Source organism: Erwinia aeris (genome assembly GCF_041224955.1).
Classification (GTDB): Bacteria; Pseudomonadota; Gammaproteobacteria; order Enterobacterales; family Enterobacteriaceae; genus Erwinia; species Erwinia aeris.
Genome location: NZ_JBGFFX010000005.1, coordinates 211,558 through 236,235 on the forward strand (window position 1 = coordinate 211,558; position 24,678 = coordinate 236,235).

19 protein-coding genes, 2 pseudogenes and 1 riboswitch are annotated in these 24,678 nt (G+C 57.4%); of the genes and pseudogenes, 12 read left to right on the plus strand and 9 right to left on the minus strand.

Translation table 11 applies throughout. From position 1 onward, the window contains the following. The first annotated feature begins 6 nt into the window (after nucleotides 1-6). Nucleotides 7-105: riboswitch (TPP riboswitch) on the plus strand. Between the two features lie 39 nt (nucleotides 106-144). From thiB to AB6T85_RS10815, 5 genes are all read left to right on the plus strand, one after another. Continuing rightward, the gene (thiB, locus tag AB6T85_RS10795; RefSeq protein WP_301251463.1) at nucleotides 145-1,131 is read left to right on the plus strand and encodes a thiamine ABC transporter substrate binding subunit; all 987 of its coding nucleotides are present in this window, start codon (nucleotides 145-147) and stop codon (nucleotides 1,129-1,131) included. Beyond that, nucleotides 1,107-2,726 (plus strand): thiamine/thiamine pyrophosphate ABC transporter permease ThiP, encoded by a 1,620-nt coding sequence (thiP, locus tag AB6T85_RS10800; RefSeq protein WP_301251464.1) that lies wholly within the window; start codon nucleotides 1,107-1,109, stop codon nucleotides 2,724-2,726. Before thiB ends, thiP begins: the two co-directional genes overlap by 25 nt. After that, nucleotides 2,710-3,411, plus strand: a complete 702-nt coding sequence (gene thiQ / locus AB6T85_RS10805) for a thiamine ABC transporter ATP-binding protein ThiQ (RefSeq protein WP_301251466.1) — start codon at nucleotides 2,710-2,712, stop codon at nucleotides 3,409-3,411. The genes thiP and thiQ overlap by 17 nt, the downstream gene beginning before the upstream one ends. A 377-nt stretch (nucleotides 3,412-3,788) precedes the next feature. Then, nucleotides 3,789-4,625, plus strand: a complete 837-nt coding sequence (locus tag AB6T85_RS10810; protein ID WP_253455299.1) for an SDR family oxidoreductase — start codon at nucleotides 3,789-3,791, stop codon at nucleotides 4,623-4,625. Nucleotides 4,626-4,800: 175 nt separating this feature from the next. After that, nucleotides 4,801-5,616, plus strand: a complete 816-nt coding sequence (locus AB6T85_RS10815) for an arginase family protein (RefSeq protein WP_301251468.1) — start codon at nucleotides 4,801-4,803, stop codon at nucleotides 5,614-5,616. 48 nt (nucleotides 5,617-5,664) lie between these two features. Here AB6T85_RS10815 and AB6T85_RS10820 read toward each other — a convergent pair whose 3' ends face one another. Both AB6T85_RS10820 and AB6T85_RS10825 read right to left on the minus strand, forming a co-directional pair. Next, nucleotides 5,665-6,342, minus strand: coding sequence for a type 1 glutamine amidotransferase domain-containing protein (locus AB6T85_RS10820; protein WP_253455301.1), 678 nt, complete (start codon nucleotides 6,340-6,342; stop codon nucleotides 5,665-5,667). Between the two features lie 249 nt (nucleotides 6,343-6,591). After that, on the minus strand, nucleotides 6,592-7,197 hold the full coding sequence (locus AB6T85_RS10825) for a TetR/AcrR family transcriptional regulator (protein ID WP_369895544.1): 606 nt from the start codon (nucleotides 7,195-7,197) through the stop codon (nucleotides 6,592-6,594). A gap of 732 nt (nucleotides 7,198-7,929) precedes the next feature. Between AB6T85_RS10825 and AB6T85_RS10830 the strand changes: the two genes are divergently transcribed. From AB6T85_RS10830 to AB6T85_RS10840, 3 genes are all read left to right on the plus strand, one after another. Further along, nucleotides 7,930-8,190, plus strand: a complete 261-nt coding sequence (locus AB6T85_RS10830; protein ID WP_253455303.1) for a hypothetical protein — start codon at nucleotides 7,930-7,932, stop codon at nucleotides 8,188-8,190. A 37-nt stretch (nucleotides 8,191-8,227) separates the two neighbouring features. Beyond that, complete coding sequence (locus tag AB6T85_RS10835; RefSeq protein ID WP_369895546.1) at nucleotides 8,228-8,746, plus strand: Ssp6 family T6SS pore-forming effector; 519 nt, start codon at nucleotides 8,228-8,230, stop codon at nucleotides 8,744-8,746. Nucleotides 8,747-8,850: 104 nt separating this feature from the next. Further along, the gene (locus tag AB6T85_RS10840; RefSeq protein ID WP_253455305.1) at nucleotides 8,851-9,060 is read left to right on the plus strand and encodes a hypothetical protein; all 210 of its coding nucleotides are present in this window, start codon (nucleotides 8,851-8,853) and stop codon (nucleotides 9,058-9,060) included. 211 nt (nucleotides 9,061-9,271) lie between these two features. On the opposite strand, the pseudogene AB6T85_RS10845 reads toward AB6T85_RS10840, so the two are convergent. Next, nucleotides 9,272-9,421, minus strand: a pseudogene (locus AB6T85_RS10845) (type II toxin-antitoxin system RelE/ParE family toxin); the annotation flags it as partial. Between the two features lie 448 nt (nucleotides 9,422-9,869). Further along, on the minus strand, nucleotides 9,870-10,634 hold the full coding sequence (locus AB6T85_RS10850) for a DedA family protein (protein ID WP_253455306.1): 765 nt from the start codon (nucleotides 10,632-10,634) through the stop codon (nucleotides 9,870-9,872). 231 nt (nucleotides 10,635-10,865) lie between these two features. Between AB6T85_RS10850 and polB the strand changes: the two genes are divergently transcribed. The 3 genes from polB to rluA all read left to right on the plus strand — a co-directional run bounded on the left by polB (nucleotide 10,866) and on the right by rluA (nucleotide 16,957). Beyond that, nucleotides 10,866-13,226, plus strand: a complete 2,361-nt coding sequence (polB, locus tag AB6T85_RS10855) for a DNA polymerase II (protein ID WP_369895549.1) — start codon at nucleotides 10,866-10,868, stop codon at nucleotides 13,224-13,226. A gap of 132 nt (nucleotides 13,227-13,358) precedes the next feature. Beyond that, nucleotides 13,359-16,265: an RNA polymerase-associated protein RapA gene (rapA, locus tag AB6T85_RS10860; RefSeq protein ID WP_253455308.1), complete on the plus strand. Its 2,907-nt coding sequence runs from the start codon at nucleotides 13,359-13,361 to the stop codon at nucleotides 16,263-16,265. A gap of 41 nt (nucleotides 16,266-16,306) precedes the next feature. Then, entirely contained in the window at nucleotides 16,307-16,957 is a 651-nt protein-coding gene (gene rluA / locus AB6T85_RS10865) for a bifunctional tRNA pseudouridine(32) synthase/23S rRNA pseudouridine(746) synthase RluA (RefSeq protein ID WP_253455309.1), read from the plus strand. 29 nt (nucleotides 16,958-16,986) lie between these two features. Here the strand turns inward: rluA and AB6T85_RS10870 are convergent, their stop codons facing one another. From AB6T85_RS10870 to djlA, 5 genes and pseudogenes are all read right to left on the minus strand, one after another. Then, entirely contained in the window at nucleotides 16,987-17,934 is a 948-nt protein-coding gene (locus AB6T85_RS10870; protein ID WP_301251477.1) for a glycyl-radical enzyme activating protein, read from the minus strand. Further along, nucleotides 17,897-20,263, minus strand: a pseudogene (cutC, locus tag AB6T85_RS10875) (choline trimethylamine-lyase); the annotation flags it as partial. The pseudogene cutC and the gene AB6T85_RS10870, both read right to left, overlap by 38 nt. Before the next feature lie 20 nt (nucleotides 20,264-20,283). Continuing rightward, on the minus strand, nucleotides 20,284-20,610 hold the full coding sequence (locus AB6T85_RS10880; protein ID WP_253455311.1) for a DMT family transporter: 327 nt from the start codon (nucleotides 20,608-20,610) through the stop codon (nucleotides 20,284-20,286). Nucleotides 20,611-20,612: 2 nt separating this feature from the next. Further along, a complete protein-coding gene (locus tag AB6T85_RS10885; protein ID WP_369895553.1) occupies nucleotides 20,613-20,975 on the minus strand; it encodes a DMT family transporter in 363 nt (120 codons plus the stop codon). 305 nt (nucleotides 20,976-21,280) lie between these two features. Further along, nucleotides 21,281-22,102: a co-chaperone DjlA gene (gene djlA / locus AB6T85_RS10890; protein ID WP_253455313.1), complete on the minus strand. Its 822-nt coding sequence runs from the start codon at nucleotides 22,100-22,102 to the stop codon at nucleotides 21,281-21,283. Nucleotides 22,103-22,249: 147 nt separating this feature from the next. On the opposite strand from djlA, the gene lptD reads away from it, so the two are divergent. Further along, the gene (gene lptD, locus AB6T85_RS10895; protein ID WP_253455314.1) at nucleotides 22,250-24,646 is read left to right on the plus strand and encodes an LPS assembly protein LptD; all 2,397 of its coding nucleotides are present in this window, start codon (nucleotides 22,250-22,252) and stop codon (nucleotides 24,644-24,646) included. The last annotated feature ends 32 nt before the right edge of the window (nucleotides 24,647-24,678 follow it).

Sequence of the window (24,678 nt, forward strand, 5' to 3'; positions counted from 1 at the left end):
AATAAGCCGTTCTCAACGGGGTGCGCGGCATTGGCCGACGCTGAGATAAACCCGTCGAACCTGACCCGGCTAATACCGGCGTAGGGATTTGAGAGTGCTTCACCTGCTCAGATCGCGCGTCGCCTGACCCTCAAGGAACTCCAGGTGCTAAAAAAAATCCTGCCTCTGCTGCTGCTCTGCTCGCTTTCCGCCGTTGCCGCCAAACCCGCGCTGACGGTCTATACCTATGACTCTTTCTCTTCCGAATGGGGACCCGGTCCGGCCATTAAAAAGGCTTTTGAGGCCGACTGCGGCTGCGAGCTGCGCTATGTCGCCCTGCCCGACGGCGTCGCGCTGCTGAACCGCCTGCGTATGGAAGGGAAAAACAGCCGCGCCGACGTGGTGCTGGGGCTGGATAACAACCTGCTGGACGCGGCGGAAAAAACCGGCCTGTTTGCCGCCAGCGGCGTCGATACGCGCAGCGTCACCGTGCCGGGCGGCTGGTCAAACAGCACTTTCGTTCCCTACGACTACGGCTGGTTCGCCTTTGTCTATGACAAAACTAAACTGCAAAACCCGCCCAAAAGCCTGAAAGAGCTGGTCGAGGGCAGTCAGCCGCTGAAAATTATCTACGAAGATCCGCGCACCAGCACGCCGGGACTGGGCCTGCTGCTGTGGATGCAGAAAGTCTATGGCGATAACGCGCCCGCCGCCTGGCAGAAGCTGGCGCAGAAAACCGTGACCGTGACCAAAGGCTGGAGCGAGGCTTACGGCCTGTTTCTGAAGGGCGAAGCCGACATGGTGCTGAGCTACACCACCTCACCCGCTTATCATTTGATTGCCGAGAAAAAAACGCAGTATGCCGCTGCCGACTTTAGTGAAGGTCATTACCTCCAGGTGGAAGTCGCCGGGCAGCTTAAAACCAGTAAACAGCCGCAGCTGGCGCAGAAGTTTATGCAGTTTATACTGGCTCAGCCTTTCCAGCAGACCATTCCGCAGGGCAACTGGATGTATCCCGCCGTGGCGGGCAAGCTGCCGGCAGGCTTTGACACGCTGACCCTGCCGAAAACCACGCTGCAATATTCGTCGCAGAACGTTGCCAGCCATCGCAGCCAATGGATCAGCGAATGGCAACGCGCCGTCAGCCGCTAGCCAGCTATCAGCCTTCAGGCAGCCTCGTTCCTGGCTGCCTGGCCGCCACGCTGCTGGTCGCCGTGGCGCTGCTCGCCTTTATCGCGCTGGGGCGCAACGCGCCGGTCAGCGCCCGCGCGCTTTGGGAAGACAGCTATCTGTGGCACGTCCTCCGCTTTTCCTTCTGGCAGGCGTTTCTCTCCGCTTTGCTGGCGCTGACGCCCGCCGTGCCGCTGGCGCGGGCGTTGTATCGCCGCCGCTTTCCGGGCAGGCAACTCGTGCTGCGCCTTTGCGCGATGACGCTGGTGCTGCCGGTGCTGGTGGCGGTATTCGGTATCCTCAGCGTTTACGGGCGTACGGGATGGCTGGCGTCGCTGTGCGCCTGGCTGGGCGTGGACTATCACTTTACGCCTTATGGTTTGCAGGGCATTTTGTTGGCGCACGTCTTTTTTAACCTGCCGCTGGCCGCCAGGCTGCTACTGCAAACGCTGGAGCAAATCCCCACCGAACAGCGCCAGCTGGCCGCGCAGCTGGGCGTCACGGGCTGGCATCAGTTTCGCCTGGTTGAGTGGCCCTGGCTGCGGCGCCAGCTGCTGCCGGTCGGCTCGCTGATCTTTATGCTCTGCTTCGCCAGCTTCGCCACCGTGCTGGCGCTGGGCGGCGGCCCTAAGGCCACCACTATCGAGCTGGCGATTTTTCAGGCGCTGAATTTTGATTACGATCCCGGCCGCGCCGCCTTACTGGCGCTGCTGCAAATGATCTGCTGCCTGAGCCTGGTGTTGCTGAGCCAGCGGCTGAGTAAAGCGCTGCCGTCAGGCACCACTCATCTGCAAGGCTGGCGGGATAAGCAGGAAGCGCCGGGCGCGAAGCTGCTGGACGGCGTACTGCTGTTGCTGCTGCTGCTGCTGATCGCGCCGCCGCTGTTGGCCGTGATTGCCAGCGGCCTGAACAGCAACCTGTTTAGCGTCCTGCAACAGCCCGCGCTCTGGCAGGCGACCTTTACCTCGCTACGCATCGCCCTGGGCGCCGGCGTGCTCTGCGTGCTGCTGACCACGATGCTGCTGTGGAGCAGCCGCGAGCTGCGCCTGCGCCAGCAGCCTTTCGCGGGCCAGCTGATGGAGCTGAGCGGAATGCTGATCCTGGCGATGCCGGGGATCGTGCTGGCGACCGGTTTTTTCCTGTTGCTGAACGATACCCTCGGTCTGCCGCAGTCTGCGGACGGCATTGTTATCTTTACCAATGCGCTGATGGCCGTGCCCTACGCGATGAAAGTGCTGGAAAATCCTTTGCGCGATATCGCCGAGCGCTACAGCCGCCTTTGTCTGGCGCTGGATATTCGCGGGCTGAACCGTCTGCGGCTGATCGAGCTGCGCGCGTTAAAACGGCCGCTGGCGCAGGCGCTGGCGTTTGCCAGCGTGCTGTCGGTCGGCGATTTCGGCGTGGTGGCGCTGTTCGGCAACGAAGATTTCCGCACCCTGCCGTTCTGGCTTTACCAGCAGATGGGCGCCTATCGCAGCGAGGATGGCGCGGTGACCGCGCTGCTGCTGCTGCTGCTCTGCTTTCTTTTGTTTACCCTGATTGAAAAACTGCCGGGACGCCATGCTGACGTTGACTAACCTTACCTGGATCTACCAGCATCTGCCGATGCGCTTTTCCCTGTCGATGCAGGCCGGGGAGCGCCTGGCGATACTTGGCCCCAGCGGCGCAGGTAAAAGCACCCTGCTGAGCCTGGTAGCGGGTTTTCTTACCGCCGACAGTGGCGAACTGCGGCTGAACGGCGAAGATCATCGCGCTACGCCGCCGGCCAGGCGGCCGGTTTCCATGCTGTTTCAGGAAAATAACCTGTTTCCCCATCTTACCGTGGCGCAAAATATCGGGTTGGGGCTGCATCCGGGGCTGCGGCTGACGGCGGAACAGCAGCGAAGCTTGCAGACGATTGCGGAGAGGGTCGGTCTGGAAGACTATCTGACCCGTCTGCCGGGCGAGCTTTCCGGCGGGCAGCGTCAGCGCGCCGCGCTGGCCCGTTGCCTGGTGCGCCAGCAGCCGATCCTGCTGCTGGACGAACCGTTCTCGGCGCTGGATCCGGCGCTGCGTAAAGAGATGCTGGCGTTGACGGATGAAGTTTGTCGGGAAAGAAAGATGACGCTGCTGATGGTGTCGCACAGTATTGAGGATGCGGCGCGCATCACGCCGCGCAGCGCCCTGGTGGTCGATGGCCGGATTTTCTGGGACGGCAGCACTTCCGCCTTGCTTAACGGTGAGGTCAAAGAGGCGGCCATATTAGGCATTAGCCTGCGGTAACGGCGGCGGCGCCTGGTTTACATACCGGGCCTCTCTGCCTTAAGCCGAGCCACGTCATAAGCATTCACTGGCATAACTACAGTCCACATTAAACTGGCACTGCTAACTAAGTCATCTTTCCTGCAACGGCACAGATATATTGATATCAACAGGGCCAGACGGCTTTATTTACTTATTAAATAATTTCCTTTTTATTGCCATATATTAACGTACAGGAATAATCACCTTATTCATCTGTTAATTCAACTCAGAAACAAACTATTATCCTGCCATAAATAAAATGAATGATGAATGTCATGTAAGTTACATAAAGATATGTTACTAATGCGATATAGCAAGCATGACCAGAAATCTATTTTATTAAAGGAAAACAGGCAATGATTGATGCGCAAAAAAAGACGATATTAATCACCGGTGGGTCTAAAGGGCTTGGCCTGTCCTATGCCAGAGCGCTGGCGAAAGATCATCGGGTTATTATTACCGGCAGAGATGCGCAAAGACTGGCCGAACTTGAAGAGGAGTTTGGCGGTGCCGTTCACTGCCTCCAGTGCGACGTTACCGATCGGGTCGCGGTTGCCGCCTGCTTTGCCAGCATAGCCGACAAGTTTGGTCATATTGATGTTGTGATCAACAACGCCGGCGTCTGGGGGCCGGTAGATAAATTTGCCGATATCGAACTGGACGACTGGTTTGAGGCCATCAATATTAACCTGCTTGGCCTTTCTTATTGCACGCATGAGGCGCTAAAGCCAATGCGTGTGAAAAAGCGTGGGATTATTATTAATATCGTCAGTAATGCCGGGGTTTACCGCTGGCCTTATTGTACCTCTTATTCCGTAACCAAAGCGGCCGTGATTAAATTAACCGAAAATCTTGCGGTTGAAATGAAGCGTGAAAATATCTCTCTTTACGCCTATCACCCCGGCCTGGTTCATTCCACCGGCATGGTAACGAATCTGATTGATACCATCACCGACAGCAACAGCGCTCGTGGAAAAGCCTTGCAGTGGGTATATGATGAAAAAGATGCCGGGAATACCGTTGATGAAACGCAAAGCCTGATCAATATTGAAAAACTGTGCAGCGGGAAATACAGGTCGTTAAGCGGACTTTATCTTACCGTCAGAGACGATCTCGATTTGCTGCTGGAAAGAAAAAGGGAAATCCGGGAAGGCGACCTGTTTATGTTAAGGGTCAACGGGCTGGCTGTTTAGGCCCGCCGTTTCTTCGTCTGAAAACCGCCTCGTATCTTCAGTCTGCAAAGTATTCACCTGGCCGCTTGCGTTTATGGCAAACGGCCGGGTTTTGTGTAAAACATCATGCCATCTTGTGCGTCATTCCCCGCTGTTTTATGTTTAATCCTCCCTGGCAATTAACCGGAGCAGCCTGATGGTCGAAAACCACACTGTCTGTACTATTTTTCAGGGGCGTGCCGGAGACCATAACGATCTTGCGATCCCAGCGGCCAAATCCCTTGGTAACGCGCTGGCATCCTGCCTCGGCCAGCGGCCGACTGTTATCGGTACGCCCAAACCGGCGCTGAGCGCAGGCTGGCGCGAAGAGCTGGACGCGGCCATGCCCGATTTGCACGCGGTACAACAACATTTTGCCGCCGTGTTTGCCTCCGGAGCCGTTTCCGTAGCGGCCACCAGCCGCTGTGCCGTGTCGCTGGCGACGCTGCCCGCGCTGGCGCAACATTATCCCGACGCTTGTCTGGTGTGGTTCGACGCGCACGCCGATCTCAATACGCCGGCTTCTTCCACCAGTGGATTTCTGGGCGGACTGGCTCTGGCCGGGCCGCTGGGCCTTTGGGACACCGGCCTGGGCAGCGGTATCAGGATGGAACAGGTCGTGCTGGTCGGCCAGCGCGATCTCGATCCTTTTGAAGTGAACCTGATCGAGCAGCACAATATTTCCTGCCTTCCGCCCGGTGAAGATTTGCCGGATCGCCTGCGTAAGGCCGTTGCTGGCCGTGCGGTTTATGTGCATCTGGATTGCGACGTGCTGGCCCCGGGCACGGTGCCGACAGATTATCAGTCAGAGGGAGGATTAACGCTGGCGGAACTGACGGCCTGCTGCGAAGTGCTCGCCTGTTCGTCTTTAATCGGTATAGAGATAGCGGAATTGCAGAACGCCTGGCAGCCGGAAGGGCCGCCAGTTTCGCCTGAAAAATTGGTAGCCGCGCTGATGCCGCTACTGCAATAGCCGCGGCCCGATGGGATCCTGCGGCATTGCGCCGCAGGAAAGCGATGATTATGCGAACTGTTTGAGAAGCAGCGCGGCCGTTGCCGCTGAGGAGCCAGGGTTCTGGCCGGTAATCAATAATCCATCCTGAACCACGTAGGAGCCCCAGTCGGCGCCCTTAGAGTAGATGCCGCCCTGCGCCACCAGCTCATCCTCTACCAGGAAAGGCACCACGTTGGTCAGGCCGACGCCTTCTTCTTCGCTGTTGGCGAAGCCCGTGACCTTTTTCCCTTCCACCAGCGGACGGCCCGCCGGCGTTTTCACATGGCGCAGCACGCCAGGCGCATGACAAACCAGCGCTACCGGTTTTTCTGCGGCGAGGAAAGATTCAATCAGGGCGATGGAATGCTTGTCCTCAGCCAGATCCCACAGCGGGCCGTGGCCGCCCGGATAAAATACCGTGTCGTAATCGGCCTGGGAAATCGTGTCCAGACGCACGGTAGCGGCAAGCTGCGCAACAGCGTCGGCGTCAGCCTCAAAGCGATGCGTCATCTCAGTCTGAAAATCCGGCTCGTTGCTTTTCGGATCCAGCGGCGGATTGCCGCCGGCCGGCGAAGCCAGAGTTACTTCGGCGCCCGCATCTTTAAAGGCATAATAAGGCGCGGCCAGCTCTTCCAGCCAGAAACCGGTTTTACGGCCGGTGTCGCCCAGTCGATCGTGTGAGGTCAGAACCATTAAAACTTTCATCGTGTCTCTCCGCATGGTGGCATTAATATATAGTAGACCAGTCGTCTAATCTCGGGGTAAAAACACAGGCCAGCCTGCTGGCCCTGTCGATCGTAAACCTGTAATAAAACTATCCGCCTGGCTTAGCGGCGCTTCAGCCAGCCAGGCCCAGCGTTTGCCAGGTCAGCAGCATTACTGACGCAAACGGCGCTTCAGCCTGCCAGGCCCAGCGTGTGCCAGGTCAGCAGCATTACTGAGGCAAACGGCGCTTCAGCCTGCCAGGCCCAGCGTGTGCCGGGTTAACAGCATGGCTGAGGCAAACGGCCCTTTGTGGCGAACGATTTTCACCATCACGCTCGCGCCCAGCCAGAGCTGGTAAAGACTTTCCGCGACCCGGCCTGGCTCGTCGATAATCCGCAGTGACCCCTCCTCTGCGCCAGCCTCAATGGCTTCAGCCAGCCGCGCCACAATTTGCGAAGTGCCTTTTTCCAGCGCAAGTCGCATATTTTCCGACAGGTCGGCCACTTCCGCCCCCAGCTTTACCGCCAGGCATTTGCCCTGACAGTCCTGGAAGGACTGTGTATCCTGCCACTGCTGCCAGTAGTTCATCAGCCGCTGCGCCATATTGGCACCGGGCTGGCTCATCGTGTGGTCAAGCCCGGCCAGGTAGTCGGCAAAATAGCTTTCCAGCATGGCGACAGCAAAGGCATCCTTGGAGCCGAAATAGTGATAGAAGGAGCCTTTAGGCACGCCCGCTTCGGTCAGGATTTCGTTCAGCCCGACGGCCGAATAGCCTCTGCCCGCCATGATGCGCTGTCCGGTGGCGAGGATATGCTCGCGGACATCGTCTTTGTGTTTATGCGTCGCTGTGTTCATGAACTAACCTTACACCTGATTAGACCGGTCGTCTAGAATATCTTGGTTTTTTTTTGACAGCGCTTTTAACATGGTAAAATGCTCTGAAAGCGACTCTTTTGACGCGTTGCGTTCTCCGGAAAATGAGTCGGTTAATTTACGCGCCCGTGAGCACTCCCTAACGCTATCGGTTTCGGCACCGACGGCCTTGGATTGATCTGCGTACTTATGGGCACGCCATCGCCTTTGTCCGTGCGGAAAAATTTAGTAAACCACTAAGCAAAAGCGACATGGCGCAGGCTTGAACGGCAGAAAGTCGCGCGTTCTGTATTGCCTCATATATGATCCGTTTAATACTTCAGCACGGCGGCATTAGCCGGGCCTGGGATTGTATTCTACCGGAAGAAGAGTTTGGAATGTCGTCTGCTCCGCGTGGTGTCAGCCCTTTCGCGCATATAAGTTGTATTATCGCAGCCGTAAGCAACCTTCTTCCGTATTTTTGGGGACAAACCTCGCCATGCCTGTTAGTAGCAAATTGGAAAAGTGTGTTCACCTGAGCGGGGAACACCAGAGCCAGACGGCACAGACAGAAATTAAGGCCGGTTTATCCCCGCTGGCGAGGGGAACACGCCCGGCTGGAGTTACCACGCAATTACGTGGACGGTTTATCCCCGCTCACGCGGGGAACACGAGTCGGTGCGCCGTCTGATTACCGGACAGGACGGTTTATCCCCGCTGGCGCGGGGAACACGCATGAACTGGGTATGGTCAGTTATTCCGGAATCTTACTCATTCGTTGCCGATGTGCTGGCACAGCGTGCGCAGGATGGCCAAACGTTCTTTGCCCTGAAACAGCCGCAGACATTGAAGCCTGAAAATGCTCCCAATTTTTCTGACTATATAGATATAGATAAAAAATCAGGATCACCTGTTAAGCCAGTAAGGGCGCGGCCTCAAACCGACGAGCAAACCTTGTCCTTGTGGTTCAGTATTTTTAATATGTATCATATTTAAACAAATCTGGATCACAGCCCCCAAAAGGAGAAAGGGAATGAACGCAACAATGCTGGCCAAGTCGATAATGTCGGGCGTTATATCGGTACCAATGGATTTTTATCTGGGGCTTGAACGCACCTTCCAGGATCTGAACCTTTCCGACGGTGGCCGCCGCATACAGTACCGCAACATGCAGGACGATATTCGCGTGGGGCGGGCTATCAGGAATGCTTTCAGGGACAGAAACGAAATAACCCAGATCGCAAAAATCATCATTGACGACTCGCTAAAAAATTTGCCAGAACCGGCGTTAAAGAAGGTGTACGACAAACTGATCGGCGGTGCCACCTCGATGACCAGCCGAACAACGACCCAGCTTGCGCTCTCTTCTTATCTGGGATCAAAAGTGGTCAGCGGCGTGATGCTGTCTTTTATTTCCCGGATTGCCTTGCGGGGACTGACGGGAACCATGACCGGCGGCATGGTGGCTCAGGGGGTGATCTCGCGGGCCTGTGAGTCGTCCAGGCGTTTACACATGCAAAACCCCCAGCTGTGGCAAAAATTGCGGGTTTAAAGATTACGATATGCTCTATTTTTTCTTTGAAGAGCCGTTGCAAAACTACATCAAGATGGGCGAAACGCTGCGCAAAAATCCGACAGCCTCACAGGAATTTATTAATGCTATCGAAAATTATTAGGCTGGTTCGCAAGTTGATAGCCGAGATTTCTGGCGGTCTGGTGCTTATGGCCGTCGTTATAGGTATTTTTCTGGCCGCAACACTCAGCGAAGGGGCGATGCGCGTCATTAACCCCTTATTGGTTTTGATCGCTGGCCTTGTGGTTTATGGACTGACTTATCTGATCGCCGAAAAGGCAGACCGGCGATAATATGCCGCTATAGAATTTTACAGAAGGCCGGATAATTCCGACCTCTGTATGGGTTACTTGCTGCTAGTGACTGAAATATTAAGGAAGTTGTCCGCGTGGATGTTAATCGCTGGCGTATCTCCTCCGAAAGATTTCAGTACTGCAAGCAGGACAACAAAAGCAAAGAAAAATTTGTCCATTTTTCAGCCTCAATCGCTTGGGGCTGCGTAGCTCATTTGTAGCAGACGGATAACTCACTAACGACAAGAAATAACGCAATCTCTGTGGGGGGCGTTTTTTTAACAAAGATGCGTAGTAGGTAAATCTTACTGCCTGACTGATAAACCCACAACCCACGGGCTATATCGCCGCCCATCGTCCGGTTTATCCCCGTTCACGCGGGGAACACATCAAATCTAAAAGCGGCTGAATATACAGTTTCGATTTATCCCCGCTGGCGCGGGGAACACCCGGGGCTGTGATTGGCATTCAGGGCGCTAACCGGTCTATCCCCGCTGGCGCAGGGAGCACTTCATAAGGAGAAGTGCCATGAATAATCAGGTTCTATCCGCTGCGTCTGAAGGACGCGTGCTGTCATTCAGCGAAACGGTAAAAAGAAGGTCGTCAGCGGGCAGCGGCCCATAACCACTCGTTCTTCAACGCGCCACATGTCGCGCTGCTCTTTATGCCTTCCTTTTGTGAAGCTACTGCCTGGCATCTCATTTTGCTACCCGGCCGAAACCGCACCGGGCAACCGCATGAAGATGGATCGCGTTAATATCAGCGAATCCGTCACGTTTCACGGCGGATCTCGTGGCATGGTTGGCGAACTAGCCGATAAACACCTGCCACAGCAGATGGCGGAAGATGGGCATCATCGGATGGAACTGGATCGCCACGAAGCTGGCGACGCCCGCCGCCATCATCAGCGGCGCGAGCCAGCGCAGGCGGCTCTCCGGCAAATAGGCCGTCGCCCAGTCATGTTGTTTTTTGGCGCGCAGCCAGCGCCAGCCCAGCCAGCCGCCCAGCCACACCAGCAGCGCTACCGCCAGCAGCAGCCATTTAAACAGGCTGCTGCTGGCGTCCTTCGGCACGTCAATCGCCACGCCAGCCAGGATGCCTGGCAGCAGGTACAGAGGCGGCCACAGCACGCAGCCGATTAAATTAGGCGGGATAAACTTCTTTACCGGCAGCTCCAGCATCCCCGCCACCAGCGGGATCAGCGGCCGCGTCGGGCCGATAAAGCGACCGATAATAATGGTGAACATGCTGTGCTGATGCAGCGCGTGTTCGGTTTTATCCATCAGCGGCTGATGCTTTTTAATAAATGACCAGCGGTGCAGCGGCCCTTTGAACTGCCAGCCGATAAAGTAGGAGATCCAGTCGCCCAGCAGGCAGCCGATAATCCCCACGCCCCAGGCCGGATAGAGACTGATTTGTCCGCTGCCGACCAGTGCGCCCAGCGAGGCCATCAGCACGGTGCCCGGCAGCAGCAGCCCAACCAGCGCCAGCGACTCGAAAAAGGCGACCAGGCCTACTGCCAGTAAAGACCAGGCAACTGATTGAGTTATAAGGTGTTCCAGCCAGGCTTCCATAGATTTCACATTCTGTTTATTGGAAAGCCGGATTGTCCTGGCCCGTCCGGGATCCGTCAAGCGCTGTTTTGTATGGGAATGCGGATATTTCTTCTGTTCAGGTAAAGAAGAAAAGCGCTTGCCGGTGAGCGGCGCCGGCGAAGTAAGAACTGTATAAATAAACATGCTATTATAGGCCCGCATGGCGGTGAACAGCCCCGTATCCCATTTCCAGCCGCTCAGGAGGTTCAGGTGAACGACGCGCGCGCAGGCTTTCTGCTGACCCGACACTGGCGGGATACGCCCAGCGGTACGGAGATCGTGCTGTGGCTGGCCACGGACGACGGCCCGCAGCGGGTCGTGCTGCCGCCGCAGGAGTCGGTCGCCTTTATTCCGCAGCAGCAGCTGGCGCAGGCGGAAACCCTGCTGCGTGCCGAAAAAGATATTCGGCTGACGCCGCTGACGCTGAAGGACTTCCGCCAGCGTCCGGTCGCCGGGCTTTACTGCAAACAGTATCGGCAGCTGCAAAAGCTGGAGAAGCTGCTGCGCGAAAACGGCGTGATGGTTTATGAAGCCGATATCCGCCCGCCCGATCGTTTCCTGATGGAGCGTTTTATCACCGCGCCGGTGTGGTTCAGCGGCCAGCAGGTCGGCGGCAGCCTGACGCAGGCGCGGCTTAAACCTAACCCGGACTATCGCCCGCCGCTGAAATGGGTGTCGCTGGACATTGAAACCACGCGCCACGGCGAGCTTTACTGCATCGGGCTGGAAGGCTGCGGCCAGCGCGTGGTTTATATGTTAGGGCCGGAAAACGGCGACGCCAGCCGCCTGGACTTCAGGCTGGAATATGTCGCCAGCCGTCCTGCGCTGCTGGAAAAACTCAACGCCTGGTTTGCCGAACACGATCCGGACGTGCTGATCGGCTGGAACGTGGTGCAGTTTGATCTCAGGATGCTGCAAAAACATGCCGACCGCTATGGCATCCCGCTGCGGCTGGGCCGCAACAGCGAAGCGCTGGAGTGGCGCGAGCACGGCTTCAAGCCGGGGATCTACTTTGCGCAGGCGACCGGGCGGCTGATTATCGACGGCATCGAGGCGCTGAAATCCGCCTTCTGGGATTTCCCCTCCTTTAGCCTGGAATCGGTCTCGCGCGAGCTGCTGGGCGAAGGCAAAGCCATTAATAATCCGTGGGACAGGATGCAGGAGATCGACCAGCGCTTTGCGGAAGACAAACCGGCGCTGGCGCATTACAACCTGAAAGACTGCGAGCTGGTCACGCGCATTTTCCAGCGTACCGAGATCATGCCTTTTCTGCTGGAGCGCGCCACCGTCAACGGCCTGCCTGCGGATCGGCATGGCGGCTCGGTCGCCTCTTTCAGCCATCTTTATCTGCCGCGTATGCATCGCGCCGGCTACGTTGCGCCGAATATGGGCGAAGTCGCGCCGGAGGCGAGTCCGGGCGGCTACGTGATGGACTCGCGGCCAGGCCTTTATGACTCGGTGCTGGTGCTGGATTACAAAAGCCTTTATCCCTCGATTATCCGTACCTTTCTGATTGACCCGGTCGGGCTGGCCGAAGGCATGGCGCATCCCGACGACAGCGAGTCGGTCAGCGGCTTTCGCGGCGCGCGTTTCTCCCGCACCCTGCACTGCCTGCCGGAGATCGTCGGTCAGATCTGGCAGGGCCGCGAAACGGCCAAAAAGCACGGCAACAAGCCGCTGTCGCAGGCGCTGAAAATCATTATGAACGCGCTGTACGGCGTGCTGGGCACCAGCGCCTGTCGCTTTTTCGATCCGCGGCTGGCCTCCTCCATCACGCTGCGCGGCCATGAAATCATGCGCCAGACGCGGGAGCTGATAGAGGCGGAAGGCTATGACGTGATTTATGGCGATACCGACTCCACCTTCGTCTGGCTGAAAACGCCGCACGACGAGGCGTCGGCCGCCGCGATTGGCCGTCGGCTGGTGGAAAAAATCAACGCCTGGTGGCAGCAGCATCTGCAGGAAAAGCTGGGGCTGACCAGCGCGCTGGAGCTGGAGTACGAAACCCACTTCAGTCGTTTTCTGATGCCGACCATTCGCGGCGCGGAACAGGGCAGCAAAAAACGCTACGCCGGTTTGATCCGCGAAGGCGACCAGGAGCGCATGGTGTTTAAAGGGCTGGAGACGGTGCGCACCGACTGGACGCCGCTGGCGAAAAATTTTCAGCAGGCGCTTTATCTGCGGATTTTCAAACGGCAGCCCTATCAGGATTACATCCGCGAAACCGTGCGTCAGCTGCTGGATGGCGAACTGGACGAGCAGCTGACCTACAGCAAAAAGCTGCGCCGCCCGCTGGAGGATTATCAGCGCAACGTACCGCCGCACGTGCGCGCCGCGCGCCTTGCCGATGAGCAGAACCGCCAGCTGGGCCGCCCGTTGCAGTATCAAAAAGGCGGCCGGATCCGCTACGTTATCGCCACCTCAGGGCCGGAGCCGCTGGAGGCACGCCTGACGCCGCTTGACTACGATCACTACCTTTCCCGCCAGCTGCAGCCCGTTGCGGAAGGCATTTTGCCTTTCGTGCAGGATGACTTTGCTACACTGGTAACAGGTCAGTTGGGGCTTTTTTGACAGGTGACGAACGCGCCACCTTCCAGTACCATAGCGCCCTTCCTGCAAAACGAAATGAATCTGCCGGGCTTTATTGCCGGGCAGCCGTGCTATTGCCTGAAATAACCTCTACGAGAATCGAGCCGAATATCTATGCCTTTTACACTTGGTCAACGCTGGATCAGCGATACGGAAAGCGAACTGGGATTAGGAACTATTGTTGCGGTAGATGCGCGCATGGTCACACTGCTTTTCCCCGCCACCGGCGAGAACCGTCTTTACGCTAAAAATGATTCGCCTATTACTCGTGTGATCTTCAACCCGGGCGACACCGTTACCAGTCACGAAGGCTGGCAGCTGGAGGTGGCGGAAGTCGTGACCGAAAACGGTCTGGTCAGCTACATCGGCACCCGGCTTGATACCGAAGAGTCCGGCGTGATGCTGCGTGAAGTCATGCTCGACAGCAAGCTGGTGTTCAGCAAGCCGCAGGACCGCCTGTTTGCCGGCCAGCTGGATCGTATGGATCGCTTCGCGCTGCGTTTTCGCGCGCGTAAATACCAGAGCGAACAGTATCGCCTGCCGGTCAGCGGCCTGCGCGGCATGCGCACCAGCCTGATCCCGCACCAGCTGCATATCGCGCACGACGTAGGCCGTCGCCACGCGCCGCGCGTGCTGCTGGCTGATGAAGTGGGCCTTGGCAAAACCATCGAAGCGGGCATGATTATTCATCAGCAGCTGCTGGCCGGTCGCGCCGAGCGCGTGCTGATCGTCGTGCCGGAAACGCTACAGCACCAGTGGCTGGTGGAAATGCTCCGCCGCTTTAACCTGCGCTTTGCCCTGTTTGACGACGATCGCTACGCGCAGGCGCGCCTGGACAGCGACAACGCTTTCGATACCGAACAGCTGGTAATCTGCTCGCTCGACTTTGTGCGCCGCAACAAGCAGCGTCTGGAGATGCTGGCGGAAGCCGAGTGGGATCTGCTGATCGTGGACGAGGCGCATCACCTGGCCTGGGAAGAGGGTCAGCCAAGCCGCGAATATCAGGTAATTGAGCAGCTGGCCGAGCAGATCCCCGGTGTGCTGCTGCTGACCGCGACGCCGGAGCAGCTGGGCATGGAGAGCCACTTTGCCCGTCTGCGCCTGCTGGACCCGGATCGCTTCCACGACTTCGCCACTTTTGTTGAAGAACAGCAACATTTTCAGCCGATTGCCGATGCGGTTTCCGGCCTGCTGGCCGATAAGGCGATCGATAACGACGCCCTGAATATGCTGAACGATCTGATGGGCGAGCAGGATATCGAGCCGCTGCTCCAGGTCGCCAACAGCGATCGCGAAGGCAAGCTGGAAGCGCGTCAGGAGCTGATCAGCATGTTGATGGATCGCCACGGCACCAGCCGCGTGCTGTTCCGCAACACCCGTAACGGCGTCAAAGGCTTTCCGAAACGCGAACTGCATCAGATCCGCCTGCCGCTGCCGACGCAGTATCAGACGGCGATCAAGGTGTCCGGCATCATGGGCGCGCGTAAGGCGGCCGATGAGCGCGCGCGCGACATGCTCTATCCGGAGCAGATTTATCAGGAATTTGAAGGCGACAGCGGCACCTGGTGGAACTTCGATCCGCGCGTCGAATGGCTGATGGGCTTTTTGACCAGCCATCGCGACAGCAAAGTGCTGGTTATCTGCGCCAAAGCCACCACCGCGCTTCAGCTGGAGCAGGTGCTGCGCGAACGTGAAGGCATCCGCGCCGCCGTGTTCCATGAAGGGCTGTCGATTATTGAACGCGACCGCGCGGCGGCCTGGTTCGCCTCCGAAGAGGATGGCGCGCAGGTGCTGCTCTGCTCGGAAATCGGTTCCGAAGGCCGTAACTTCCAGTTCGCCAGCCAGATGGTGATGTTCGATCTGCCTGCCAACCCGGATCTGCTGGAGCAGCGTATTGGCCGTCTTGACCGTATCGGTCAGGCGCACGATATCCAGATCCACGTGCCTTATCTGGAAAAAACCGCCCAGTCGGTGCTGGTGCGCTGGTATCACGAGGGGCTGGACGCCTTTGAGCATACCTGCCCGACCGGCCGCGCTATTTACGATACGGTCAGCGACCAGCTGGTGAACTATCTGGCCTCGCCGGAAAACAGCGAAGGGCTGGACGACTTTATCAGCGACTGCCGCGAGCAGCATAACGCGCTGAAAAGCAAGCTGGAACAGGGCCGCGACCGCCTGCTGGAGCTGAACTCCAACGGCGGTGAAAAAGCGCAGGCGCTGGCGGAAACCATCAGCGAGCAGGATAACCATATCGAGCTGGTTAACTTTGCGCTCAACCTGTTTGATATCGTCGGTATTAATCAGGAAGATCGCAGCGACAACCTGATCGTGCTGACGCCGGGCGATCACATGCTGGTGCCGGATTTCCCTGGCCTGCCGGAAGATGGCTGCACCATTACTTTCGATCGCAATCAGGCGCTGTCGCGCGAAGACGCACAGTACGTCACCTGGGAGCATCCAATCATTCGCAACGGCCTGGATCTGATCCTGTCCGGCGATACCGGCAGCTGCGCGCTCTCGCTGTTGAAAAACAAGGCGCTGCCTGTCGGCACGCTGCTGGTGGAGCTGATCTACGTGGTGGAAGCGCAGGCGCCGAAACAGCTTCAGCTGACGCGCTTCCTGCCGCCGACGCCGGTGCGGATGCTGGTTGATCGCAAGGGTACTAACCTGGCGGGTAAGGTCGAGTTCGAGAGCTTCAACCGTCAGCTGAACGCGGTCAATCGCCATACCGGCAGCAAGCTGGTTAACGCCGTACAGCAGGATGTGCACGAGATCCTGAAGCTGGCGGAAGGCCAGGCTGCCGAAGAAGCGCGCAAGCTGATCGAGATTGCCCGCACGGAAGCAAACGAGAACCTGAGCGCGGAGCTGTCGCGTTTGCAGGCGCTGAGCGCGGTTAATCCTAACATCCGTCAGGATGAGATCGACGCGCTGGAAAGCAATCGCGAGCAGGTGCTGGCGGCGCTTGATAGCGCGGGCTGGCGTCTTGACGCACTGCGCCTGATCGTTGTCACGCATCAGTAATTAGCACGGGGCGGCTGCGGTCGCCCCACACAGGCAAAAAGATGGAACCCTATAATCCTCCGCAAGATCCCTTAGCCGTTCTTTATCAGGACGAGCATATTATCGTGGTCAACAAACCGAGCGGTCTGCTGTCGGTGCCCGGTCGGCTGCCCGAGCATAAAGACAGCGTGATGACGCGTCTTCAGCGCGATTTTCCGCTTGCGGAATCCGTACATCGCCTGGATATGGCAACCAGCGGTATTATCCTGGTCGCACTGACCAAAGCGTCCGAGCGGGAGCTGAAACGCCAGTTCCGCGAGCGCGAGCCGAAAAAAACCTATCTGGCACGCGTCTGGGGTCATCCCGCGCAGGAAGAAGGGCTTATCGATCTGCCGCTGATCTGCGACTGGCCGCTGCGACCAAAGCAGAAAGTCTGCTTTGAAACCGGTAAACCGGCGCAGACCGAATATCAGGTGCTGGAGTATGCGGCGGATAACAGCGCACGCGTGCGGTTAAAGCCGATTACCGGCCGTTCTCATCAGCTTCGCGTGCATATGCTGGCGCTGGGGCATCCGATTCTGGGCGATAACTTTTACGCGCATGAAGAGGCCAGAGCGATGGCGCCGCGCCTGCTGCTGCACGCCGAGATGCTCACCATCACCCATCCCAAATACCAGACGCCGATGACTTTCCGTCAGCCGGCGGACTTCTGAACAAAGGCCTCTGTCGCCAGAGGCCTTATTCAGCCGATGCAGTGGGACAGCGTTGTCGTGCTTAACCCATACCGCACGGCCATTTTCTCCAGCTCCGCCACCCGCGGCTTGCCGCGATCGGGGTGCATTTCCTCATAAAGACACCGCCTGTCCGTCAGCGCGTACTTGCGCAGGCCGAAATTGTGATAAGGCAGCAGATCGATGCCCTGAAAGCAGCGGCTGCCCTGCGTCATGCTGGCGATGGCGCGCATCATCTTCTCCGCCTCTTTTCTGCTGTCGTTCACCTCAGGTATGACCGGAATGCGGATGCGCAGCGGGATCGTCTGCGCCAGCAGGCGCGTCAGGTTCTGCCAGATGCTGCGGTTGCTGACGCCGGTGTAGCGCTGGTGCAGGACGTCGTCGGCCAGCTTAACATCGTACAGGATCAGCTGGCTGGCTTCGCAGACCTGCCAGAGCGCGGGCCAGGCGGCGAAGCCGGAGGTTTCAACGGCGGTGTGGATCCCCTCCTGCCTGGCGCGGCGCAGTAAGGCACGGGAAAAATCAGGCTGCATGGCGGCCTCACCGCCGCTGAGCGTCATCCCGCCGCCTGAAGTACGGTAATAAAGCGCATCCGCCGCCACCGTGCGCATCACTTCGTCGACGCTAAGCGTTTTGCCCACCTTGCGCAGCGCCGCCGCCGGGCACTTCTGGTCATCCGGCCAGCTTTCATAGCCGACCGCCGCCATTTTAACGGCCGATCGGCCCGGACAGTGCTGCTCGCAAGGCGCTTTTGCACAGCGTTGCCGATCGAACAGGACTTCCGGCTGCGGTGCCAGGCTTTCCGGGTTGGCGCACCAGGCGCAGCGCATCTGGCACCCTTTCAGAAACACCACGGTGCGCACGCCGGGGCCGTCATGCAGAGAAAAGCGCTGAATATTGAACACGCTCCCGCTGGCGGCCTCAGAAAGACTGGAGCTGGGTACGGCTGATGATTTCATCCTGAACCTCGCGGCTGAGTTCAACGAAAAAGGCGCTGTAGCCCGCCACCCGGATCATCAGGTTGCGATACTGCCCGGGGTTTTCCTGCGCTTTTTTCAGCGTTTCGTTGTCCACATAGCTGAACTGCATCTGCGCGTTGCCCAGCAGGCTGGCGCTGCGCAGCAGGGTAATAATGCCCTGCTCGCCCTCTTCCGTATCCAGAATGCCGTGCAGCAGCTTAAAGTTATGCACCATGCCGATCTCCATCTCTTCGACATTGATCCGGCCAACGGAATTAATAATCGCCGTAGGGCCTGTATAGTCCGTCTGCTGGGAAGGGCTGATGCCGTCAGCGAGCGGCATACCGGCCAGTCGTCCGCTGGGCAGCGCGCCGGTGGTCAGGCCGAACGGCGTATTGTTAGAGATAGAAAGCGTCCCGTGGGTGAACGGCCCGTACAGCATCGAGTACCGGCGGTGCTCGCTTTCGATAAAGCGGATCAGATCGCGCGCGATCAGATCGACCTCTTCAATATCGTTGCCAAATTTGGCGACGTTCAGGCAGGCGTTGCGCAGCGTTTCGTGCCCGGAGAAATTATCACGCAGCGCCTGCGCCATCTGCGCTGGCGTCACCTGCTGCTGCTGATAAACCAGCTCGCGCATCACCATCATGGCGTTGGCGTAGTCCGCCATTCCCGTCCAGATCAGTCCTGGCCCGTTGTTAATTGCCGCGCCGCCGTGCATCACATCCTTGCCCTGCTCCAGACAGCCTTCGACCAGGCAGGAGATAAACGGCTTGGGCGCCAGCTCTTTATGCAGTTTTTGCATCATCAGCGTGGCTTCTGCGGCCTGCTTCACAATGTGGCGCAGCTGCTGCCTGACTGCCTCCTCAAAGGCTTCCCAGCTTTTCAGCGTAGCGGCCTCGCCGGTCTGCGGCCCCATCTGGCTGCCGCTGGCGCTTCTGCCGTTATTTAGCGCCAGCTCAATGGCGCAGGTAAAGGTGGTATAACCTACCGAGGTCCACTGATAGATGCGGCCAGAACGCTGCGGCTCTACGCAGCCCATCAGGCAGTAGTCGCGCGCATCGTCGTAATCGAAGCCTTTACGCAGCATCATTTTGATATGCGCGTCGTCAAAGTGACAGGCAGGGAAACCGATCCCGGCGCGGATCACCTCGACGATTTTGCGCATAAAAGGCTGCGGCGACTGGTTATGGATCCGCACTGCCAGGCTTGGCTGATAAATTTTCAGCTTGCGCGAGCAGTCCATAATCAGCATGGAAAGCGGATTGGTGGCATCGCCGCCCTCGCGCTTCTGGCCGCCGACCACCAGATTGACAAAGGGCTGGTAGCCCGCGAAATACATGGCGGAGCTGGCGCTGCAAATCCACATGCACTCGGACATTTTGATCATCCAGCAGCAAAGCAGCTCTTCCGCCTGTTCCTCCGTCAGCTCGCCGCTGGCAAGATCGGCCTGCAGCAGCGGCCACAGGTACTGATCGACACGGCCAAGCGAAATGCCGGTCTGGTTTTCTTCCAGAATAAACAGCGACTGCGCAAACCAGATGGCCTGTAGCGCTTCGTAAAAGGTGGCGGGCGGCTGTTCCGGCACGCGACGGCAAATAGCGGCCAGCTTTTCCAGCTCCGCTTTGCGCTGCGCGTCCGGCGTCTGCTCAGCCAGCGCCTGGGCGTAGTCGGCGTAGCGGTTGGCGTAATCCACCACGCCCTGACAGGTTTCCACGACCGCCTCATAGAAGTAGCGCTTGTCCTGATCCTCGGGACAGGTTGGCGAAAGCTTATCCAGCGCCGCCTGTGCTTCCCGCTGCACGCCGCCCATGCCTTTTTTCAGCAGGATAATGTCGTAGCCCGGACAGGTGTCGCCGCCGCCGTTCTGCGTTTTAATACTTAAATCACAAATTCCTTCAACGGTGCTCCATTCCCACAGCCCCGCGTGGCGCAGCCGGGTTTCCGCCACCTCATCCAGCGACCGCCCCTGCCAGAAAGGGAAAATCTCTTCACGCAGCTCGCGCTTTACCTCTTCGCTGATTTCATAGGGATCCTGCGCGCGCGTGGACATGGTATCCAGCTCGTCCGCCACCCAGCGCCAGGCGATTTCCGGCGACACTTCGCCACCGCGCGCCGCGCCTGCCGGATGACTGACAATCAGTTCATCTTCTGCAATCACCAGCGGCGCCGTGCGGCAGGCATGACGAAAGGCCATCGCGCGTAATAAAATTGCCGGCATCCCCGGATAGCGACGGTAAATTTCCGTGACCGCTCTGGCTCGCGCGGCCGAAATAAATGGCTTAGCCTGTAAATAACGCTCGCGCAGACGCTCAGCACGAGGTAAAAGCCGTGTGTTTATATCCTGCATTAAAATATCCCCATGGTAATACAGCCAATGCCGATAAGACCAATTCCCAGAACGGAATACTTATCGATCTTATTTCGATAAAAAATCACGCCAACCAGACTGATAATAACCACGCCCAACCCGGCCCACAGGGCATAAGAAAGGCCAACGGAAAGCACGACAATCGCTTTTGATAATGCGTAAAAACAGGTGCCGTAAATTGCCATGACGCCCAGGGTCAGTCCCCAGCGTTTAAAATTATCGGTTTTAGGCAGCAGGCTGGTTGCCAGCACCTCCAGCAGGATGGCGATAAAAAGCCATAACAATCCCATCAGCGTACTGTGCATAATTAGTTTTCCTCCACGGTATCGTTACCGCGATCGCTTTTGGCCAGCAGATTAATCACCAGCACCCCGGCTATGATCATTAACAGGCCGACAATCGCGCCGCCGCTCAGGGAAACATGGAACAGGAAGCGGTTGATCAGCGAAGTGGCGATAATCCCCAGCCCGGCCCACAGGGCATAGGCCAGGCCCAGCGGAATTTTTTTAAGGGACAGCGATAAGAAATAATAGGAGAAACCATAAGCGGCCAGCGCCGTAAATGCCGGTAGCAGCACGGACATGCCTTTAGACAGCGCCAGCATCGTGGTAGCCGTTATTTCAGACGCGATAGCAACACAGAGAAAAAGAAAATATTTATCTTTATTCATATCTCATTAAGCCATTTTAATATTGTCAGGATTTTATTTCTCTATCATAGCGGCCCGCTGATAAACCCAGCATAAACATTTGCCGTTCGCTCAGACAGGACCTGTCTGTATATCATTCTGATTATTTATATTAGCAATATAGGGCGCAGACGGGCTGCGGCGTGATTACAGCCAGGCGAGATTAACAAGAAAGGGGAATTAAAAGACAAGGCGTTAATAAAAAATCAGCGTGGTGTTAAAAAGAATATTAATAATAAGCCCGGCATTAAAAAGGCCGACGAAAGCGCTCGTCGGCCGCTAACAAATTATTTAAACCCTTTTTCACGCTTGATCAGATCGTAAGCCGCCTGGATCTCCTGCGCTTTTTGCTTCGCCATCTCCATCATCTGCGGCGGTAGCCCTTTGGCCACCAGCTTATCGGGATGGTGTTCGCTCATCAGCTTGCGATAGGCGCGCTTGATGGTCGCCGCATCGTCGCTGCTTTTTACGCCCAGCACGCTACAGGCATCTTCCAGCGTTGGCCCGCGCTGCGCCTGCGCATAGCCTTGCGAACCGGCACCGTGCTGATAGCCCCCGCCGCCGAACTGCTGACCGCCCTGCATCATCCGTAAAAACTGATCGAATTGCGCATGCGAAATCCCCAGCTCTTCCGCGATGACATACAGCACCTGACGTTCGTTAGGATGGAGCGAGCCGTCGGCAAACGCGGCCTGGATCTGGATTTCCAGAAACATCCTAATCAGATCGAAGCGGCCGAAGCAGGCGCTGCGCAGCTCCCGCAGCTTGTCGCGCAGCGGGTAGTTGCCCTCTTTCCCCTGGCGAAAAGCCTGCTGCGCGGCCGTTCTCGCCTCGCCGTGCAGCTGCATACGATCCATCAACAATGACGCCATCTGGATGTCCGCATCGGTCACGCGGCCTTTTGACTTGGTCAGATGGCCCATAACCTGAAAGGTGGTGCTGAAAAAGAGCGCCTGACGGGTCTGCTGATTAGCAAAATAGCCCTGCCCCTGAACCGCTCGCGCTTTATCAACCAAATGCCCGAAGAGCAGGCCAATCGCCAGTCCCCAAAAGCCGGTGCCGCTTAACAAACCCAGCACAAGCCCGATTACTTTTCCCCAATAGCGCATATACTCCTCAATTCGCCATGCTGAAGGCTAAAAATTGCATTATCATACCCGTCATTTATCTCTGAGCCTAACGGCAACGCGGTCAAACAGCCTGGATAACACTAGCGCAACGCAGTTGAGTGCGTTAGTCTCTGACCGTTTGTCGGCATGATGCCAGCTATCACGGAATTTTCGATACCGCGTATGAAAAAACGACTACCTACTTTGCTGGCCACGCTTATCGGCTCAGCGCTCTACAGCCAGCAGGGTCTGGCAGATGACCTCGCCTCGCAGTGTATGCTGGGTGTACCGAGCTATAACCGGCCTCTGATTCAGGGTAAAAATACCAATGAACTGCCGGTTACTATCAACGCGGATCAAGCGAAAGGCAACTACCCTGACGACGCGGTGTTCAACGGCAACGTCGATATTCGCCAGGGCAACAGCCGTCTGCTTTCCGACGAGGTGCAGCTGCATCAGCGACAGCAGCCGGGCCAGACGACGCCGGTACGCACCGTTGACGCGCTGGGTAATGTGCAATACGACGACAATCAGGTCATCCTGAAAGGGCCGAAAGCCTGGTCGAATCTGAATACCAAAGACACCAACGTCTGGAACGGCACCTATCAAATGGTGGGCCGCCAGGGACGGGGTACCGGCGATCAGATGAAGCAGCGCGGTGAAAACCGCTATACCATCCTTGAAAACGGTACCTTCACCTCCTGTCTGCCCGGCGACAACAGCTGGAGCGTTGCAGGTACGCAGGTGATCCAGGATCGTGAAGAGCAGGTCGCGGAAATCTGGAACGCCCGCTTTAAGATCGGCGCGGTGCCGGTGCTGTACAGCCCTTATCTACAGCTACCGATTGGCGACCGCCGCCGTTCGGGCTTTTTGATCCCCAACGCGAAATTCGGCAGCTCCAACGGCTTTGAATTTATTCTGCCTTACTACTGGAACATTGCGCCGCAGGCTGATGCCACCATCACGCCGCACTATATGAGCAAGCGCGGCCTGCAGTGGCAGAACGAATTCCGCTACCTGACCAAGGCGGGCGCGGGCCTGGTTGAGTTTGATTATCTGCCGAGCGACGACCAGTACAATAAAGATGCCGCCACGCGCGGGATGACCGACGACAAAGATTCTAACCGCTGGCTCTTCTTCTGGCGGCACTCCGGCGTCTACGATCAGAACTGGCGCTTTAACGTTGATTACACCAAGGTCAGCGATCTTTACTACTTTACCGATCTGGATTCCACCTACGGCGACTCGACCGACGGCTACGTTACGCAGAAATTCAGCGTAGGCTACGCAGAGAAAAACTGGGATGCGACGCTGTCGACCAAGCAGTTCCAGATCTTCTCCACCCAGACCAATAACGACGTTTACCGCGCCGAGCCGCAGTTCGATTATAACTACTATCAGAACAACGTCGGCCCGTTCGATACGCATCTCTATGCGCAGGCGGTGAAGTTTACCAACGTTAACGATAATTACCCGGATGCAACGCGTTTGCACCTGGAACCGACTATCAACCTGCCGCTTTCCAACGGCTGGGGCAGCCTTAATACCGAAGCGAAACTGCTGGCGACGCACTATCAGCAGGATGACGTCGAGTATTACAACAACAACGTTGATACCAGCAAAGTCAACCAGCTGAAAAGCAGCGTAAACCGCGTTATGCCGCAGTTTAAGGTCGACGGCAAGATGGTATTTGACCGCGATATGGACTGGTCGGAAGGCTACACGCAGACGCTGGAACCGCGTATGCAGTACCTCTACCTTCCCTATCGCGATCAGAGCACCGTGCGCGCTTACGACTCAACGCTGCTGCAAAGCGACTATACCGGCCTGTTCCGCGACCGCACCTATAGCGGCCTGGATCGCATCGCTTCCGCTAATCAGCTGACCAGCGGCGTGACTACGCGAATATTTGATAACGATTTGGTTGAACGTTTTAACGCTTCCATTGGTCAAATCTACTCGTTTACCCCGGCCCGTACCGGACTGGAGAACGCAGACAGCGACGATCGCGGCAGCCTGGTCTGGGCTGGCGACACCTACTGGAAGATTAGCGATCGCTGGGGCGCGCGCGGCGGTGTGCAGTACGACACCCGCATCGATAACGTTTCCCAGGGCAACGCCGTTCTGGAATATCGTCGGGATGCCGATCGTCTGGTGCAGCTGAACTACCGCTACACCAGTCCCGAATATATTCAGCAGACGCTGAGCCAGATTAAGAACCCTGGCTACCAGCAGGGGATTTCGCAGGTAGGCGCCACGGCCAGCTGGCCAATCGCCGATGCCTGGTCGGTGGTCGGTGCCTGGTATTACGATACCAAGGCCAAACAGCCTGCCGATCAGCTGCTGGGCGTCCAGTACAGCTCTTGCTGCTACGCTATTCGTCTGGGTTATGAACGTAAAATCACCAATTGGGAAAACGACAGCAGCACGTACGACAACAAAATCTCGTTCAACATTGAGCTGCGCGGCCTGAGCTCATCCTATGGTCTGGGCACCGGGCAAATGCTGCGACAGGGCATCCTGCCTTATCAGCGCTCTTTCTGATGTTGTGATAATTAGTATGCCAACCCGCAGTG